The organism is Bermanella marisrubri, assembly GCF_012295615.1.
GTDB lineage: Bacteria > Pseudomonadota > Gammaproteobacteria > Pseudomonadales > Oceanobacteraceae > Bermanella > Bermanella marisrubri.
Window position 1 is genome coordinate 2212752 of the sequence record NZ_CP051183.1, and the last position, 18871, is coordinate 2231622.

Sequence of the window (18871 nt, forward strand, 5' to 3'; positions counted from 1 at the left end):
CTAGCCAGCCTAATATACTTGCCAGAAAATGGTTTTTACTTGGACGAACGGATGCCTTCTTCTCTATTATTTCACACGCTATCTCATCATCTTTTTCTCATACTGTTATTCTCAATCCTCACAGGACTACCAGTACTCACTTTGGCCGAAGGACAGCGAACAGACTATGATCTCGATAACGATGGTCTTATAGAGATTAATGATTTAGATGACCTGAACGCAATACGGTTCGGCATGAGAACGAAAACTTTATACGGGAGTAACTCCGGATGCCCTCGGCCTAGTAATAGCTCACCCAAAGGAGGCTGTATAGGTTATGAATTAACAACTGACCTTGATTTCGACACAAACAAAGATGGCACGCTTAACGAAAAAGACCGTTTCTGGAATACCAATAGAAAAAATATAGGAGAAGGCTGGAAGCCAATTGGGCGATATATACCCAACAAAACCGATAGAGCCTTTGAATTAATCTTTGAAGGCAATGGACATGTTATCCATAACTTATACATCAACCGCCCTTCACAACATTACATAGGTCTATTCGGTCACATCGATAACGCCAAAATCCGAAACATCGGTTTCGGCGGTCCTTTGATGTCTGTTACTGGTGGTGAAAAAACAGGCAGTTTAGCAGGCTCTGCGCATAACAGTCAGATCACGAACAGCTTTAATACCGGGTCAGTTTTTGGGACAAGAAGGAACACCGGCGGATTAATAGGTCGTGCTATCTCCAGCAGTATTTCTAATACTTTTAATACAGGAGCTATTGAAGGAAATGGCAATACAGGTGGATTAATCGGAAGTTTAAAATTCAGCGATATTACTGACAGTTTCAATACTGGCGTGATTAAGCATCGAAATAGCAACCCTAATGGCCTTGTTGGCTACATCAAAGACAGCCAAATTAGCCGAAGTTATACGACAGGCAACATTACAGGAAAAAGAAGTTTACAACCGGGCAGCTATGAAATTAATGGTTTTATACCTACCTCATTAGTCCATCTCAAGTGTGTAACGCAAAAAGATAAGCATCTTGTCTACAGCGCTTGCAACTCAGCTGAGGAATCGATCAACGAAACGGAAAATAACTCAGATAAAAACACCCAAAGCCTGAACATGCATATGTTTAAAGGTTGGTTATATTCTGATGATGGTGGCTCAAATATCTGGGCGTTTGGTACCGCTATTCAATTACCCGGACTTAGACTTAACGGAAAGGTCTACCGTGATTCTGATGGTGACGGGACATTAGATGAGGTTGATCAGTGGCCTACGAACCGAGCCGCAAGCATTGACCAAGACAACGATGGTCAACCAGATTACTGGTCTCATGGTTGTAACGAAGAATGTGTAGCTAAATCAAACTTAACCTTGGATCGTTCTCTCTCTTCTGACGCTGGTGATGACAAAGATCTAGATGGTTTGCCTGATAGCTGGCATCCGGATTGTGATGCTCAGTGCCAAGCATCGTCTAATATAAAACTCGACCCTTACCCTAACGATTCAGACAACGATGGTATCAATAATCTTCTCGATACCGACGATAATAATGATGGTGTAATTGACGCGGACTCAGACAGTGATGGATTGATTGAAATACACAGTCTTGCGCAATTGGATGCAATTCGTCATCAGCCCAATGGGGTGGGAAGACGATTGTCCATTGGTGCTACTTTAGATGATTCAGGCTGCCCAATTTTTAACGATTTTGATGCTACAAGACGCCGATGCATAGGCTATGAATTAAACACTAATTTGGATTTTGATACCAATCAAGATGGTCTTATGAATGAACTTGACACGTTTTGGAATCCAAATCAAAAAGGCATAGGCCAAGGCTGGAGACCTATTAAAGAGTTTACGGCCGTCTTCGAGGGTAATGGTCACCTGATTAAGAACCTATTTATTCACCGCCCAGACAGCAGCGACAATGGTTTATTTAGCACGTTAAAACAATCGAAAATTCGAAACCTGGGGATGAGCGGCCCGCTAATGTCAGTAACAGGATACCGGCAGAATGGCAGCTTAGCGGGTTACGCATATAACAGCGTATTCAAAAATGTCTTCAACACAGGGAAAATTACAAGTGAGAAAGGCATTGCGGGTGGGCTTATTGGCCGTATTAGAGCATCCAAAATACACAACAGTTTCAGTACTGGGCCAGTGACCGGAAGTGAGAAATCAGTTGGGGGGTTAATCGGCAGTGCAATAAACAGTGAGATATTGAACAGCTTGAGCACTGGATTTGTCGGAGGGACCTCAGACTCAGGCGGTTTGCTGGGCTTCGATAGAAAAAACAATACTATTTCCAATAGCTATTGGGCAATCGATAGTTCAGGAAAAAACGTACCTGAAGAGGGGGCAGTTGAAACAGGTTATACCGGAGTTAGCTTGGCACTCTTGCGGTGCGCAACTCACACAAGCAGCTCAGACTCCGACAATCAAAAGAATACTAACTGCCCCTCAGTAAAAAATAAAACTGCCTCGCTTCCACTCTATAATGAATGGCATTTAGCTAACTACAATGGTCAGCCATTGTGGAACTTTGGTAATGCATCACAACTTCCCGCTCTCATCATCAATGGTAATATGTATCGTGATGCCGATGGTGATGGTTCTCTAGATGCGGATGATGCATGGCCTTATCAACGCTTCTCAAGTCTTGACAAAGACAAAGACAACAGCCCAGATCGTTGGTCTACAAACTGTGATGAGTCATGTATCAAAGAGTCGGGGCACCACATAGATCAGTTCCCAAATAATTCTGCCATAAGTAAAGATATGGATCTTGACGGCCTTGCCGATGAATGGACAGCAAGCTGTGATCACAACTGTCAAGCAGCTTCAAACGTTACACTCGATAAGTACATAAATGATTCAGATAACGACGGCCTAACCAACGACAAAGATACTGATGATAATAATGATGGCATCACAGATGTGGACACAAACAGTAATGGACTCATTGAAATCAACTCTCTCGCACAACTGAATGCTATACGTTACCAACTGGACGGTCATGGCCTAAGAATGTCATCAAATGCAAAACTAAATACATCAGGTTGTCCAATTATTTTTAATAGAGAGCGTATAGAGCGGCAATGTAGAGGCTATGAATTAATCGAAGACTTAGATTTTGATACCAACCTGGATGGCGTTATAGATCAGCAAGATGATTACTGGAATGCCAATATCACAGGTAAAGGCTGGATACCCATTGGCCGACGAGGTGATATAACCACCGCCTTCAAAGGCATCTTTGAAGGTAATCATCATGTCATCAAGAACCTCTATATCGACAGGCCAGACCAATACTTCATCGGCTTATTTGGATTAACCAAAAATGCAGAAATAAGAAACGTAGGCTTGACGGGCCACTTAATGTCGGTAACAGGCAACGATAAAACCGGTGGATTAGTAGGGCTTTCCTTTGCTACGCAATTCAAAAACAACTTCAATACCGGGTTCATCTTCGGAACAGGGTCGAGTACAGGTGGACTCTTAGGTTTTGGACAATCCAGTCACATAAGTGATAGCTACAATTCGGGCCATATTCAAAGCTTAGATATAAACGCTGGAGGTATAGCCGGCACCTTACTTTCAGGTTCATTAACCAATAGCTTTAATACCGGCTCAATTCAGTCAAATTATTCAAATGCCGGCGGACTTATTGGTTCTATATCAGAAAGCCAGATTGATCACTGCCTCAACGTCGGGTTCGTCAAGGACAGTTATGGTACTGGTGGTTTATTTGGTCGTGAATATGGCAGCACCATTATCAATGGATGCTACTGGCTTAAGGACAAACACCAACCAGCACAAAATCAAAAAACTGATAAACACCACACCGCGGTCTCATTGACGGATTTAAAATGTGCAACTAATGGAAAAAACAGTTCACAAAGCCACTCGTGTGCAGGGATCAAACAAGATCTAAATGGGCTTCAAGCCATGCTTGGCGAACTTAATTTCTGGTCACTAGATAAGATACCATCAAGCATACCGAAGGCATGGAAAGCTCCTGAAAAGCCTGAAGGCGAGACGAAGAATCAGGCTCCAAACGAAAAAGTGGACGGAAACACACTCAATAAACAACTAATGGAAATATTGATATCCCCAAAAATGTGATCTGTCCTACTAAGAGATTCTCCTAATTAAACGCGTATGGACTGTATTTATACATGAGCAACCAAGAGAAAGCCGAGCCAGGTGATACAGTAATCGCTACTTCTACTCGTCTATTCCAAGGCCGTGTTGTTGCCGATAGCTCTGAGAAGAAAGGTGAATCTCTACTAGGTTCTACACCTATGGTTGTTCTATCTTGTATCCTAGGTCGCTTCCCTACTTTGGAAGAGTACAAAGAAGCCGTTGAAGGTATTAACCTAACGTCTTTCGCGCCACCTTCTGGAGACTTAGCGCGCCCTGCTATCCCTCTAAAAGCCGTATAACTTTTTAAAAGTTATGACCCCGCCTAGCGGGGTTGTTTAAAGCGGATACAAAAAACCCAAGCAATGAAAGTTGCTTGGTTTTTTTACATTTTATACAACAAAAATGGTTAGGCTTAACATTACATACACTATGTAGCCTAGCAACAATATACCTCCCTCTATCCGATTGAGACGTTTTCCGGTGTAGAGAAACAATAACAGTAAAACTGAAACGGCAAGCATGACCCATTGATCAAACTGCGAAATGCGAGAAGCTAGACTCAAGGGATGGAGTAACGCTGATACACCAAGAATTCCAAGTAAATTAAATATATTACTACCCAATACATTCCCAATAGCAACATCAGCATGCTTTCGCAGAGCCGCCATGACTGAGATCGATAATTCAGGCAAAGAGGTTCCAACAGCCACTATCGTTAAGCCAACCACCGCCTCTGGTACTGAAAAGTATTCAGCTAGCCCTACGGCTCCTTTCAAAAGAACTTGTGACCCTAAAATAAGCAAACACAGACCACCAACTACAAATAGAATGATTGCGAAAAGTGACCTCGGCAATTTGGAAACCTCTTCGCTTTCTGCCTTATGAAGTTCCGCAGATGGCGCATTACTGGTACTTTCTGAGCGATATGCCCATATGAGATAAGCCACAAACACAATCAGAAGGATACTGGCGTCAAGTACGCCGATCATTCCGTCGTACGTCAATGCAAGAAACAAAATACTCGTTGCAACAACGACACTGGCATCACGTTGGAGTATCTGTGGTTTGACATACAGTGGTGTAATCAATGCACAAAGACCCAAAATTAACAATATATTTCCAATATTGCTCCCTACCACATTACCAATGGCAATGTCTGGCTGGCCATGAGTGACAGCATCGATAGAAACAACCAATTCTGGCGCCGATGTACCAAAACCAACAATGAGCAACCCGCTCAACAATGGGGAAATCTGGAGCCGATTGGCGATAGCCAAGGCCCCTCTAATTAACCCTTCTCCCCCAATCGCTAGCAATGCGATGCCCACTATGAGCAATAAAGCATTCATCACATTTTCCTCTATCTCGTCGTGTGTGCTCAAGTCAATCTAACGTATTGCGGTTTGTTATGTACAGCTAAAAACACGTCGCCGCATTCGCGAACTTACTAGGTAGCGCACCTGGGTTCTTGATACACTTATCGTTTTAGTTGTGAGGTACTTTCGTGAAAGCCATCGTTTTTGATAAGAGTCTTCCAATAACGGAGCCCAATGCATTATTTGAAACGGAGCTTCCTAAACCTGAAGCTTCAGGAAGAGATCTACTGATAAAAGTACAAGCCATCAGCGTCAATCCCATTGATAGTAAGTTACGTCTGCGCTTACTACCTGAAAAAGGTGAACCCAAAACTCTAGGCTTTGATGCTGTCGGTATTGTCGAAGAAGTCGGTGAGAAAGTATGTCTATTTAAAAAAGGCGATCGAGTTTTCTATGCTGGCGATATGACGCGTGCAGGTAGTAATGCGGAATACCAATTGGTAGATGAACGTATTGTTGGCAGTGCCCCAAGCAGTCTAACCGATGAAGGCTTAGCTGCTATGCCACTTACCTGCATTACCGCTCATGAACTACTCTTTGATCGCTTACAGTTTGATCAAACCTCAAGTTATACAAAACACCCCAATGTGTTATTGGTTACCGCAGGAGCCGGAGGTGTTGGCAGTGCTCTCATTCAATTAGCAAAAGCAAAATGTCGACAAAACATCGTGATTGCTACCGCCAGTAAAGAAGAATCCAAAGCGTACTGTAAACAGTTGGGCGCTGACTACGTGATTGACCATAGCCCGCAAAGGGAAAGCATCGCAGAGCAAATTAAAGCCTTGGGCATCGCCCCCGTGTCACATATCGCAAGTCTAACCCATACGTCGCAACACTTTGATGACTTTATTGAAGTGATAAAGCCTCAAGGAAAAATTGCGCTCATTGATGACCCGGCCGAGCCCTTGAACATTCAAGCGCTCAAATTGAAAAGTGTTAGTTTGCATTGGGAGTTGATGTTTACGCGCAGCAAGTTTGAAACAGACGATATGGTGCGTCAGCATTTTATATTGAACGAAGTCTCAGAGCTGCTAGAGCGCGACAAAATACAAAGCACTATGAAGCAACACTTTGGCAGTATTACTGCAGCAAACCTAATTAAAGCCCACGAAGCCATCGAAACGGGTCAAACCATGGGCAAGATTGTATTAAGTGGTTGGGACTAAACAAAACATACTTGCAAACCATTACGCTTCAGTTTCCCCCTGAAACTGAAGCTCTGCTAAACGCTTATACAAGTCTGAATTTTGCATCAATTGACTGTGATTGCCCACAGCCGTGATACGCCCTTGATCGAATAGCGCAATTTGATCCACATGACGAACGGTAGACAAACGATGGGCAATGATGAGTGTTGTGCGATCACGCATAAGCTCGTTCAAAGCCTGCTGAACCCAAAACTCACTCTGTGCGTCCAAGGCACTCGTGGCCTCATCCAATAGTAATACATCAGGATCACGTAATATGGCACGCGCAATGGCTATACGTTGTTTCTGACCGCCTGATAGCTTAACGCCCTGCTCGCCCAAGAAACTATCAAACTGTTCTGGAAGCGCCATAATAAAGTCGTAAGCATGGGCTGCTTTACAGGCGTCAATCACTTCTTGATCTGTGGCATCTGGTTTTGCAAAGCGAATATTATCCCAAACATTACTACTGAAAAGTACCGGGTTTTGCGGCACGAGCGCATACATATTACGTAGCATAGCCAAAGGGTAATCAGCGATGTTTTGATTGTTAATAAAGATATCGCCTTTTTGCGGTTCTCTGAAATGTAACAACAAATCAAATAACGTGGATTTACCCGCGCCAGATGGACCAACTAAAGCAGTACTTTGACCAGCCTGAATTTTCAAAGATACATCCTGTAGTGCCCATTGATCAGGCCGACTAGGATACGCAAAACTTACATTGTTTAGCTCAATGGCTGCACTGCCACTATGATCTTTTACTACTGTCTCACCACCCTTATCTAAAATCGTCGGTTGCGTGGCAAGTAGTTCGCGAATACGTTCTACCGCACCTGCAGCTCGCTGCAGCTCCCCATAGACTTCAGTCACCGCAGCCAGTGAGCCCGCCACCATCACAGCATAAAAAACAAATGCTGATAAATCACCTGCGCTTAATTCGCCACTAATGACATCACTACCGCCAACGTACAACATAGCCGTGATAGCCCCCATAACCATGATCATCACGAGCGCAATCAAGAAAGCTCGATAACGAATGCGTTGTAAGGCAACGGCAAACGCCTGCTCTGCTCCTTGATCAAATTGCTCTGCGACATGGCTTTCACGCGTGAAAGCTTGTACTACTTTGATGTTCTGAAGACTTTCACCGGCCCACGCTCCTACTGATGCGACTTCATCCTGACTCTGCTTGGATAAGCGCTTAACCTTTCGACCGATAAAGATTAACGGAAATACAATAAGCGGCACTACAGCAATAACCATAAGACTTAGTTTTAGATTGCTAATAAACATCAATACCAAGCCACCAACAAAAATGAGAACATTCCTTAATGCAAAAGAAAGTGAAGAACCAATAACCGTTTGCAGCAAGGCTGTGTCGGTCGTGACACGACTTTGAATTTCTCCCGCTAGATTGTCCTCAAAAAAGCTGGGCGTTAGCGTTAGTAGATGACCATATAGTCTCTTGCGAATATCCGCTACCACTCTTTCGCCAATCCAAGACACCATGAAAAATCGAAAGTACGCCCCCAAAGCCAATGCCACAATAAGCACCAACATGATTTGCAATGAGTCTTTTAAACCCTCGTGAGACCCCGCCGCAAACCCTTCATCCACCAATAACTTTACCCCTTGACCCAGTGACAAGGTCAAAGCACTTGTTAGCACCAAAGCAATTAAAGCCACAATCAAACGACTGCGATATGGACCCACGAATCCCCAAAGCCAACGCAACATATTATTCTATTTTTCAACCGGTAAATGTGAAAACAAAGGCTTACAGCTTAGCAAGCAATTGCTAGCATAACTACTCAGTAATTATGAAGGTTTTTGCAAAGGTCTAATATGAATAGCTGGTTACTCTTAATGGTCGCGATTCTTGCCGAAGTTATTGGAACATCGTCATTGAAAGCAAGTGAAGGCTTCACCAAACTCTGGCCGAGTATTGGCACTGTCATCGGTTTCTCAATTGCATTCTATTGTCTGTCTTTGACGTTAAAGGTCATTCCTGTTGGCGTTGCCTACGCTGTTTGGGCTGGTTTGGGTATTGTCTTGATTACTCTGATCGGATGGTGGCTGTTTGGTCAAACATTAGATTGGGCTGCAGTATTAGGAATGGGGCTTATTGTTACAGGTGTTGTAATAATGAATGTTTTTTCCAAAAGTGTGAGCCACTAATGAAGCGTTGACTTTAGCAACGCTATAAACATGCCAATTTCATCGATCAGTTTGTTGCAAAGAATTTTGCACACGTTCCTTGAAAATGACGTAGCAGTCACCATGAAGTAACTGAGGGATTGAACATTCATAAGAAAGTGCTTGGAATTCGGTGCTACACCAGACTATTCTTAAAGCGCTTCCTAACAACGATAAGTGAGGATTACACATGTCTACGGATATCGATATTGGTATTGAAAAGGGTCAAAGAGAAAAGATCGCAGAAGGCCTAAAGCGATTGCTAGCTGATTCATATACGCTATATCTACAAACCCATAACTTTCACTGGAATGTAACTGGCCCTCAGTTCCGTGAGCTGCATCTGATGTTTGAGGAACACTACACCGAGCTCGCTCAAGCGGTGGACGACATTGCAGAGCGTATTCGTACATTGGGTGTAGCAGCGCCTGGCACTTATAAAGAGTTTGCGCGACTGAGCTCCGTAGAGGAAGTAGAAGGCGTTCCGAGCGCTGAAACCATGCTTGAACTGCTAACTAAAGGCCACGAGCAAGTGGTCAAAACCTGTCGCGAAGTATTGAAAGTTGCAGACAGCGGTGACGATGAATCAACACTGGCTCTTGTTTCTGACCGCATGCGTATTCATGAAAAAACGGCTTGGATGTTACGCGCAAGCCAACGCTAAGTGCTTTCAAGATAACGTACATAAAAAAGCCACCCTTCGGTGGCTTTTTTATGCCTAGCGCTTTCTTTTTCTATATCCAGAAAGAGCGCTACAAACTGCTACTCATCACCTAAAAAGCCACCGGTTTGATGGGACCATAACTGACGATAAATACCCTCACGGGCAAGCAATTCTTCGTGAGTACCCTCATCCACGATACGCCCTTGGTCCATTACAATTAATCGATCCATGGCAGCAATCGTTGAGAGACGGTGGGCAATGGCAATCACCGTTTTACCTTGCATCAAATCCGTTAGACTTTCTTGTATTGCTGCTTCCACTTCACTATCTAAGGCAGACGTTGCTTCATCAAGAATCAAAATTGGCGCGTCTTTTAATAAGACCCGAGCAATGGCAATGCGTTGTCGCTGGCCGCCAGAAAGCTTTACACCACGCTCTCCCACTTGTGCATCGAACCCTCTACCGCCTTTCACATCAGACAAAGATTGCACAAAGTCAAACGCTTGGGCTTGCTTGGTTGCTTCTAACATTTCGCTTTCCGTTGCATCAGGTCGTCCATACAAAATATTATCTCGTACGCTACGATGAAGTAGTGACGTATCCTGTGTCACCATGGCGATATGCTGTCGCAAACTTTCTTGTTTTACCTCTGCGATGTTTTGTCCATCAATAAGTATTTCACCTTCTTGAACATCATAAAAACGCAGAAGTAAATTCACGAGAGTCGATTTTCCAGCACCACTACGTCCTACAACACCCACTTTCTCACCGGGTTTAATACGCAAATCTAGATCATCAAAAACCCAGTCTTGAATGGCATTATTTTGAGAGTTGGCTTTTTCGTAGGCAAAACGTACATGTTTAAGATGAATCTCGCCTTGTGAAATAGTTAATGGCTTAGCATCCAGTTTATCTTGAATACTTTGTGGCTTAGACAAGGTTTTCATCCCGTCTGCAACAGTGCCTATATTTTCGAATAAACTACTTACCTCCCACATTATCCATTGAGCCATGCCATTTAGTCGAAGAGATAAGCTCACCGCAATGGCAATAGCACCAGCAGTAATGGCATTGTTCACCCAGAGATAAATGCCTAAGGCTCCAATGGCAAATACGAGGAAATAATTAATCACATGGACGCTAACGTTAAGACCCACGGCTAAACGCATTTGCTTATAAACCGTGCCCATGAATCCGTCCATAGCGTCTTTTGCATATTGGGTTTCACGAGCGTTATGGCTAAATAATTTCACGGTCATAATGTTGGTATATGTATCGACAATGCGCCCTGTCATATCACTGCGCGCATCTGCTTGCTTTGTTGAGATATCTTTAAGCTTAGGAATGAAATACCACTGAGCCACAATGTATAACGCCAACCAACCGAATATTGGCATGGCCATGCGCCAATCTGCTTGTGCAACAACAAAAACCATGGAAGTGAAATACACAAGAATATAAACCATGACATTGAGCAGCTTCATAATACTTTCGCGCAGTGCTAATGACGTTTGTAAAACCTTAGTGGCGATACGACCGGCAAACTCATCCTGATAAAACGACAGACTTTGCTTCAGTAAATAGCGATGCGCTAAATATCGGATGGACATGGGGAAATTACCCAGTAATGTTTGATGTACGATCATGGCGTGCACCATGACGAGCAAAGGCATGACAACCACCAACATTAAACCGATTAAAACCAGACGGTCTCCCTCGTCTTGAAACAACGTCTTGGGATCCTTATCTACTAGCCAATCAACCAAATCCCCCAGAACGCCAAACAAATAGACCTCGAACATGGCCAGACATGCCGTGAGTACAGTCATAATCACCAAGGGCACCCACATCCCCTTGGTATAATGACGACAAAAAGCCCAAAGTGTATCGGGAGGTTGCTGAGGCTCTTGACTAGGATATGGGTTAATTAGACGCTCAAAAAATGAAAACATGGAACCACTGATCAAAATAGTAAAAGAACGGCATTGTACGTGAATCCTGAGCATTGGATAAGGTTGATCCAACGTGAAGCTTACTCAAGCATTTGATTTATAGTATGAATATTCCTAATATAGAACTTCTGTATCTCATTCATTGGCGGGAGTGTCCATGAATATCGAGCTTCGACACTTAAAGACTTTACTGGCGCTAGACCAAACGGGCTCGCTAGTTGAAGCAGCTGCACACATTCACTTAACTCAGAGTGCTTTAAGTCACCAACTAAAAGAGTTAGAGGGTCGTCTCGACCAGCCGCTTTTTTATCGCAAAACCAAACCAGTTCGTTTTACACCAGCGGGACAACGCTTGCTCGAACTTGCTCAAGCTGTTATCCCACAAATTGAATCAACTGAGCGAGACTTATCTCGCATTCGACAAGGCCGAAAAGGCCGCTTGAATATCACCATCGAATGCCACAGCTGTTACGACTGGCTGATGCCAACTCTCAACGAGTTTCGAGGTCACTGGCCAGAAGTGGAACTCGATATGCTCGGCGGCTTTCACTTTGACTCCATCGCAAAACTAAAAAATGGCGAATTAGATTTGGTTGTAACGTCTGATCCTAAAAACGATGACGAAATTGCTTATTTGCCATTGTTTAAATATCAAGCAATGTTGATCGTCGCGCCGGAACATGAACTGGCACAAAAAACCGTCATTGAACCACATGACTTGAGTAAAGAGACGCTGATCACTTACCCTGTTGATTGCTCAAGCCTCGATATTTTCCAATGCTTCTTAACGCCAGCCGGCATTGAACCTGGTCATTTAAGACAAGTGGAATTGACTATGATGATGGTTCAACTCGTTGCCAGTGGTCGGGGAGTTTGCTGCCTTCCCAATTGGGCCATCTATGATTATGTCCGTCAGGGTTTTGTGACTGCCAAACCACTTGGACGTCATGGTGTATTTAGAACGCTTTATGCAGCGGTCCGAGCGGAACAGGCTGAGAATGCCTTTATTCAAGATTTTAAAACCATTGCACAGCGCGTTTGCCATCAACATTTAGAAGGCATCAAACCAGCATAAAAAAGCCCGCTTTGACTCAATCAAAGCGGGCAAAGAAAGAACCGAAGTTCTCGCTACATTCTCACCGCACTTCCATCTAGAAGTGCATAACCATGATGTAACTTATAACCTTCAGTGTCAGTAATCAGAATGTTGCTTTATGTAACAACATGTAACAGATCATATTCTGTCTTGCTAATGCTCACGATATTGCGGCCACACCAAACTCATTTTCGCGCCACCCCAACGACTGCGCCCGACACTGGCTTGTCCGCCATGCCAATAGATAATGCGCTGCACAATGGACAGACCTAAGCCATAGCCACCAGACGATCGAGTACGAGAATCATCAAGGCGAGTAAACGGCGTAAATACGCGCTCCCAGTCTTTCTCAGGTATACCTTCACCATCATCCTCTACATCGATACGGCACACCTGCTCGTCACAATGGTATTCAATATGGACCTGACTTTTGGCATACCGACACGCATTGCCCACTAGATTTTGAACCGCTCGATGTAAATAGCGGTACTCAATGTCTGAAAAAATTCGTGCTTCGTTTACCGTATCTGAGTGAGCTTGAATAGTAACCTTGTCCGTTCTGCGACGAGTCTCTTCTACAATTTGATGCACCAGATCCAACATATTGTTGCGTTCAAATTCTAGTATTGGACCACCCTCTTCTAACCGGGCATAGGTTAGGATTTCATCAACTAATTCATCCAACTCCTGTAAGTCATTGTCCATTGCATGCAATTGCTTATGGACAAATTGATCATCGGTTGAATCTTCTAGCATTTGAATACCAAATCGCATGCGTGCAACAGGAGTGCGTAACTCATGACTCACCGCTCGAATCATTTCTCTCTGCACTCCCATGAGGCGTTGAATTTGATTTGCCATGCGGTTGAACGCAAAGCCTAAGCGAGAAAATGGATCTGTATTCTTTTTTTCCTCATCCACTTTTACTCGAGAATTTAAGTGTCCATTGGCGATGCGCGAACTGGCTCGCTGCAGTTGCTCAAGATTCATTTCAAAACCAGAAACTAAGAAATAAACGAACAACCCAGTTGCAACCAATACAACCAGTATCAATATAAACAGCCGTTGCGACGTAAAGGCGGGTTGACGTTCAATAGGTACTATGCCCTCAGCCTCGGCCAAAGTCATATAGGCATCCCAGAATTGCTCCCAGTGCATGGACAATAAGCCATTGCCTGCCAAGCGAAAAACCACCAAAGAACTATCCGCTACTGCAACATATTGGAAATGCTTCAAACGCGCTTGCTCTAATTTTGACAACGCTGGCAGTTTTATACTGGCTGAATAATGAGAATATACAGGTGAGGAAAGGCGCTGATGAAGCTCAGTGTGATTCAGTGTCTCAAGGTGTTGATGAATGTGATTGAGAGCTCTGGAGGCATCTTCATTTGACGTTAAATGAGACATTGTCCAGAGGCTGCTCGCCAAAAGTGTACTGACTAGCAACATGATGACAATCACACCAACAAAAACACGAATAAAGATAACTAACTCCTAAACGTCAAATCCGAAGTTAGTTGAAGCATAACCGTAAACCAATATTCGCTAAATCTCTTTAACAAACAAATATCCTTTGCTTCGCACGGTCTTAATACGTTTCGGATTAACTGGATCGTCACCAATTTTAGGACGAATACGACTAACGCGAACATCAATAGAACGATCCTGTCCATCATATTCAATACCACGTAACGCAGTGAAGATCTCTTCACGACTCAATACTCGCCCTGCATTCGAGCTTAACAACCAAAGCAAATCAAATTCAGCGCTGGTTAGCTCTATTGGATCATCATTGAGCCAAGCCTCTCTCATACTATTGTCGACGACCAAATTGGCAAAGGTAACACGGGTTTGACTTTCCTCACCGTCTACGTTTTGACCTGCAACAGATGGGTTATCTTTTAATCGACGTAACAAAGCACGAATACGCGCCAGCAATACTCTAGGACGAACGGGTTTAGTTAAATAGTCGTCAGCGCCCATTTCCAAGCCCAGCACTTGGTCTAAATCATCATCACGCGCTGTTAGCATGAGAATCGGTCCTTTATAACTGGGGCGAACCAAGCGGCAAACGGATAAGCCGTCTTCTCCGGGTAACATCAAATCTAAAATCACAAGGTCGGGCTGCTCATCCTTAATACGATCCACTGCGCGCGCACCATCCGCTTCAACACTGACTTGCATACCATTTGATACCAAGTAGTCCCTAGTCAAGTCAGACAAACGCTCGTCATCCTCAACGATCATAATGTGCCAGCTTTCCTCAGTGTGTTGCATCGACTCCGTCGTCATCCCAATATCCCAGCCCAGTTTGTAACATTGTTATTATTAATTTAGACCCTTAAAAACAAAGTGCCTAACACTCATATGAAATACTGGTAAATAAGTTTCGTCATTTCCCGCCAACCTATAGATTTCTTGTTTTAAGGGTGGCAGGATTGAGCGGTCTGGCCATGGCAATGACCCACAAGTTAGTAGACGCTCACACCAGTGACATACCCACCTTTTACACACAATTTATCCACAGCACCTGGTGGTTTCTTGAACAGCAAAAACACTATATATGGGGTTGATTCATAGCTTCATACCCATTATCTTGTGTCTATCAAGAACGAAAGCAGTATTGTTTGAGCAGTATCTGATCACTGGAATTCAAAAAATAACCAATGTGATCACGACACAAGCAAACGTCCTTACTTTTAATTCATTTTAGTTATAACACTCCGCCATTCGGTGGGCTATTTTTGGGGCTTAAAATGAGCAGCACTCTTCATGTGACAAAGCGAGATGGAAATCGTGCACCATTGGATTTGGACAAAATCCACAAGGTGTTAACTTGGGCCGCAGAGGGATTGGAAAACGTCTCTGTGTCCGAAGTAGAACTGCGTGCGCAAATTCAATTCAGTGATGGTATTTCTACCAGTGATATCCATGAAACGTTGATCAAGTCTGCTGCTGATCTAATTTCTGAAAATACGCCTGATTATCAATACATGGCGGCGCGTTTGAACATCTTCCATTTGCGTAAAAAAGCTTATGGTCAGTTCGAACCCCCAGCTCTCTACGAGCATGTGGCAAAACTGGTTGATATGGATCGCTATGACCGCCACTTGCTTGAGGACTATACAAAAGAAGAATTCGATGAGATGGAAGGTTTCATCGAACACGGCCGTGACCTGAACTTCGCCTATGCTGCGGTGAAGCAATTAGAAGGTAAATACTTGGCGCAAAACCGTGTAACTGGCGAAGTATTCGAAAGCCCACAGTTTCTATACGTATTGATTGGCGCATGTCTTTTCGCTAATTATGAAAAGTCGAATCGTATGGATTATGTTCGTCGCTTCTATGACGCGGTTTCTACATTTAAGCTTTCTCTACCTACACCAATCATGGCGGGCGTACGTACACCAACTCGTCAATTTAGCTCTTGTGTATTGATTGAAACCGATGACAGCCTAGATTCTATTAACGCGGCGGCTGGTTCTATCGTTAAATATGTCAGCCAGCGCGCTGGTATTGGCATCAATGCTGGTCGCATTCGCGCACTTGGAAGTCCAATCCGTGGTGGTGAAGCGTTCCACACAGGTTGTATTCCGTTCTATAAGCATTTCCAAACAGCAGTTAAGAGCTGCTCTCAAGGCGGAGTTCGCGGTGGTGCTGCTACCCTCTTCTATCCTATTTGGCACTTGGAAGTGGAATCTTTATTAGTACTTAAAAATAACCGTGGTGTAGAAGAAAACCGTGTTCGTCACTTGGACTACGGCGTGCAAATCAACAAACTCATGTATGAGCGCCTAATCAAAGGCGGCAACATTACTTTGTTTAGTCCGTCTGATGTACCTGGCTTGTACGATGCGTTCTTTGAAGACCAAGCCAAGTTTGAAGAACTGTACGTTAAATACGAACAAGACGACAGCATCCGTAAGCAAACCATTAAAGCGATGGAATTGTTCTCAATACTATTGCAAGAGCGTGCAAGCACGGGTCGTATTTACATCCAGAACGTGGACCACTGTAATACGCACAGTCCGTTCAACCCTGAACATGCACCGATTCGCCAGTCTAACTTGTGTTTAGAGATTGCGTTGCCAACTAAGCCATTGAAAGACATCAATGATAAAGACGGTGAAATTGCGCTTTGTACTCTAGCTGCCTTTAACCTAGGCGCTCTAGAAAACCTTGATGAACTAGAAGAGCTATCCGACATTATCGTGCGTGCTCTTGACAACTTATTAAGCTACCAAGACTACCCAATGGCCGCTGCAGAAATCGCTAGTGAGAGCCGTCGTACACTGGGTGTGGGCGTGATTAACTATGCCTACTATCTTGCCAAAAATGGCGTGAAGTACAGTGATGGTAGCGCCAACGGTTTAACGCACCAAACGTTTGAAGCAATTCAATACTACTTATTGAAAGCATCGAATCAACTAGCGAAAGAAGTAGGTGCATGCGCCAAGTTCAACGAGACCACTTACTCGCAAGGTATCCTACCAATCGATACCTACAAAAAAGATCTAGACAAAGTTTGTGAAGAAGAATTGCGTTACGACTGGGAAGCCTTACGTGGGGAAATCAAAACTCACGGCTTACGCAACTCAACACTCACCGCGTTGATGCCGTCAGAGACTTCATCGCAAATCAGTAACGCAACAAATGGTATTGAACCACCACGTGGTTACATCAGCATTAAAGCCTCTAAAGATGGTATCTTGAAACAAGTGGTGCCTGAATATCAGAAACTGAAAAACAACTATGAACTACTTTGGAACTGGCCAAGTAACGATGGTTATCTACAACTAGTAGGCATAATGCAGAAATTTGTGGATCAAGCCATCAGTGCCAATACCAACTACGATCCTAGTCGTTTTGAAGGTGGCAAGGTTCCAATGAAGTTGCTAATGAAAGATCTTCTAACCACTTACAAACTTGGATTGAAGACACTTTATTACCATAATACACGCGACGGCGCGTCTGATGCCCAAGATGACATGGCGGATGATTGTGCAGGCGGCGCTTGTAAGATCTAAAAAATTCTAATTGTGTATAGCGCAGTACCAATATGGTGCTGTGCTTTTTGCTTGAATGGCAGTGAACTAGACAATGAGCTATCAAACTTTCAACCGTAATACTTTCGATGCATTCAGTCAGCCAATGTTCTTTGGCGAGAATGTGAATGTGTCTCGCTATGACACCCAAAAATACAAAATTTTTGAACAGTTGATTGAAAAACAATTGTCTTTCTTTTGGCGTCCAGAAGAAGTAGATCTATCTACAGACCGCAAAGACTTTGCTGCATTACCTGAGCACGAAAAGCACATTTTCTTAAGCAATCTTAAATACCAAACACTTCTAGACAGTATTCAAGGTCGCTCACCTAACGTTGCGCTATTGCCAATTGTTTCATTACCAGAGCTAGAAACCTGGATTGAAACCTGGTCATTCAGTGAGACCATTCATAGTCGTTCATACACGCACATCATCCGCAATGTTATCTCCGACCCAAGCAAGGTATTTGATGACATCGTCAGCAACGAATACATCACTAAGCGTGCGGAAAGTGTAACCAAATACTATGACGATTTAATCGAAGGCGTTACCTACTACCAAAACCTTGGTGAAGGCGATCATGAAATTAATGGTGAAACCATTCATGTTTCTCTGCGTGATCTTAAGCGCAAGCTTTACCTTACCATGGCATCGGTAAACGTGCTTGAAGCGATTCGTTTTTACGTTAGCTTTGCTTGTAGTTTTGCGTTTGCTGAACGCACCAAAATGGAAGGCAACGCAAAAATCATCAAACTCATTGCTCGTGACGAAGCCCTTCACCTTACCGGTACTCAGCACATGATGCAGATTTGGGCTCTGGGTAAAGATGATCCTGAAATGGGTGAAATCGCCAACGAATGCAAAAAGCAAGTGATTGAGATCTTCCGTGAAGCGGCTCAGCAAGAAAAAGATTGGGCAGAATACCTATTTAAAGACGGCAGCATGATCGGTCTAAACAAAGATATTCTTTGCCAGTACGTTGAATACATCACCAACCAACGTCTTGGTGCCATTGGCTTGGATAACATCTTTGAAACCCGTCAAAACCCAATCCCATGGATTAACGCATGGTTGGTCAGTGACAATGTGCAAGTGGCACCACAAGAAGCGGAAATCAGCTCTTATTTAGTAGGCGCTATTGATAGTGAAGTTTCTTTGGAAGATTTCAGCGACATCGAACTATAAGTCATTATGCTTGC

The 18871-nt window shown here is 43.7% G+C and carries 12 protein-coding genes and 1 pseudogene; 8 read left to right on the top strand and 5 right to left on the bottom strand.

Annotated features, from left to right (window positions below):
• Positions 1–51: 51 nt before the first annotated feature.
• Together HF888_RS10270 and HF888_RS10275 are read left to right on the top strand one after the other, a co-directional pair.
• Positions 52–4131, top strand: coding sequence for a hypothetical protein (locus HF888_RS10270; protein WP_050758000.1), 4080 nt, complete (start codon positions 52–54; stop codon positions 4129–4131).
• Between the two features lie 38 nt (positions 4132–4169).
• Positions 4170–4451 (top strand): annotated as a pseudogene (locus HF888_RS10275) (bifunctional aconitate hydratase 2/2-methylisocitrate dehydratase); the annotation flags it as partial.
• Between the two features lie 90 nt (positions 4452–4541).
• Here HF888_RS10275 and HF888_RS10280 read toward each other — a convergent pair.
• A complete protein-coding gene (locus HF888_RS10280) occupies positions 4542–5501 on the bottom strand; it encodes a calcium/sodium antiporter (RefSeq protein WP_007017235.1) in 960 nt (319 codons plus the stop codon).
• Between the two features lie 155 nt (positions 5502–5656).
• Here HF888_RS10280 and HF888_RS10285 point away from each other — a divergent pair, with 155 nt between their 5' ends.
• Positions 5657–6694: a zinc-binding alcohol dehydrogenase family protein gene (locus HF888_RS10285; RefSeq protein ID WP_007017236.1), complete on the top strand. Its 1038-nt coding sequence runs from the start codon at positions 5657–5659 to the stop codon at positions 6692–6694.
• A gap of 21 nt (positions 6695–6715) precedes the next feature.
• On the opposite strand, the gene HF888_RS10290 is transcribed toward HF888_RS10285, so the two are convergent.
• Complete coding sequence (locus tag HF888_RS10290; RefSeq protein ID WP_007017237.1) at positions 6716–8455, bottom strand: ABC transporter transmembrane domain-containing protein; 1740 nt, start codon at positions 8453–8455, stop codon at positions 6716–6718.
• Between the two features lie 108 nt (positions 8456–8563).
• On the opposite strand from HF888_RS10290, the gene HF888_RS10295 reads away from it, so the two are divergent.
• Both HF888_RS10295 and HF888_RS10300 read left to right on the top strand, forming a co-directional pair.
• Positions 8564–8896 carry a DMT family transporter gene (locus HF888_RS10295; protein WP_007017238.1) on the top strand — a complete coding sequence of 111 codons (333 nt, stop codon included), beginning with the start codon at positions 8564–8566 and terminating at the stop codon, positions 8894–8896.
• 208 nt (positions 8897–9104) lie between these two features.
• The gene (locus HF888_RS10300) at positions 9105–9578 is read left to right on the top strand and encodes a Dps family protein (RefSeq protein ID WP_007017239.1); all 474 of its coding nucleotides are present in this window, start codon (positions 9105–9107) and stop codon (positions 9576–9578) included.
• A 98-nt stretch (positions 9579–9676) separates the two neighbouring features.
• Here HF888_RS10300 and HF888_RS10305 read toward each other — a convergent pair whose 3' ends face one another.
• On the bottom strand, positions 9677–11530 hold the full coding sequence (locus HF888_RS10305; protein WP_007017240.1) for an ABC transporter ATP-binding protein: 1854 nt from the start codon (positions 11528–11530) through the stop codon (positions 9677–9679).
• A gap of 157 nt (positions 11531–11687) precedes the next feature.
• Between HF888_RS10305 and HF888_RS10310 the strand changes: the two genes are divergently transcribed.
• Positions 11688–12605 carry a LysR family transcriptional regulator gene (locus tag HF888_RS10310; RefSeq protein WP_007017241.1) on the top strand — a complete coding sequence of 306 codons (918 nt, stop codon included), beginning with the start codon at positions 11688–11690 and terminating at the stop codon, positions 12603–12605.
• A gap of 174 nt (positions 12606–12779) precedes the next feature.
• Here HF888_RS10310 and HF888_RS10315 read toward each other — a convergent pair whose 3' ends face one another.
• The gene (locus tag HF888_RS10315) at positions 12780–14033 is read right to left on the bottom strand and encodes an ATP-binding protein (protein ID WP_243469367.1); all 1254 of its coding nucleotides are present in this window, start codon (positions 14031–14033) and stop codon (positions 12780–12782) included.
• Positions 14034–14171: 138 nt separating this feature from the next.
• Positions 14172–14918, bottom strand: coding sequence for a response regulator (locus HF888_RS10320; RefSeq protein WP_279383247.1), 747 nt, complete (start codon positions 14916–14918; stop codon positions 14172–14174).
• Between the two features lie 464 nt (positions 14919–15382).
• Between HF888_RS10320 and nrdA the strand changes: the two genes are divergently transcribed.
• Together nrdA and nrdB are read left to right on the top strand one after the other, a co-directional pair.
• The gene (gene nrdA / locus HF888_RS10325) at positions 15383–17653 is read left to right on the top strand and encodes a class 1a ribonucleoside-diphosphate reductase subunit alpha (protein WP_007017244.1); all 2271 of its coding nucleotides are present in this window, start codon (positions 15383–15385) and stop codon (positions 17651–17653) included.
• Between the two features lie 73 nt (positions 17654–17726).
• A complete protein-coding gene (gene nrdB, locus HF888_RS10330) occupies positions 17727–18857 on the top strand; it encodes a class Ia ribonucleoside-diphosphate reductase subunit beta (protein WP_007017245.1) in 1131 nt (376 codons plus the stop codon).
• Positions 18858–18871: the final 14 nt, after the last annotated feature.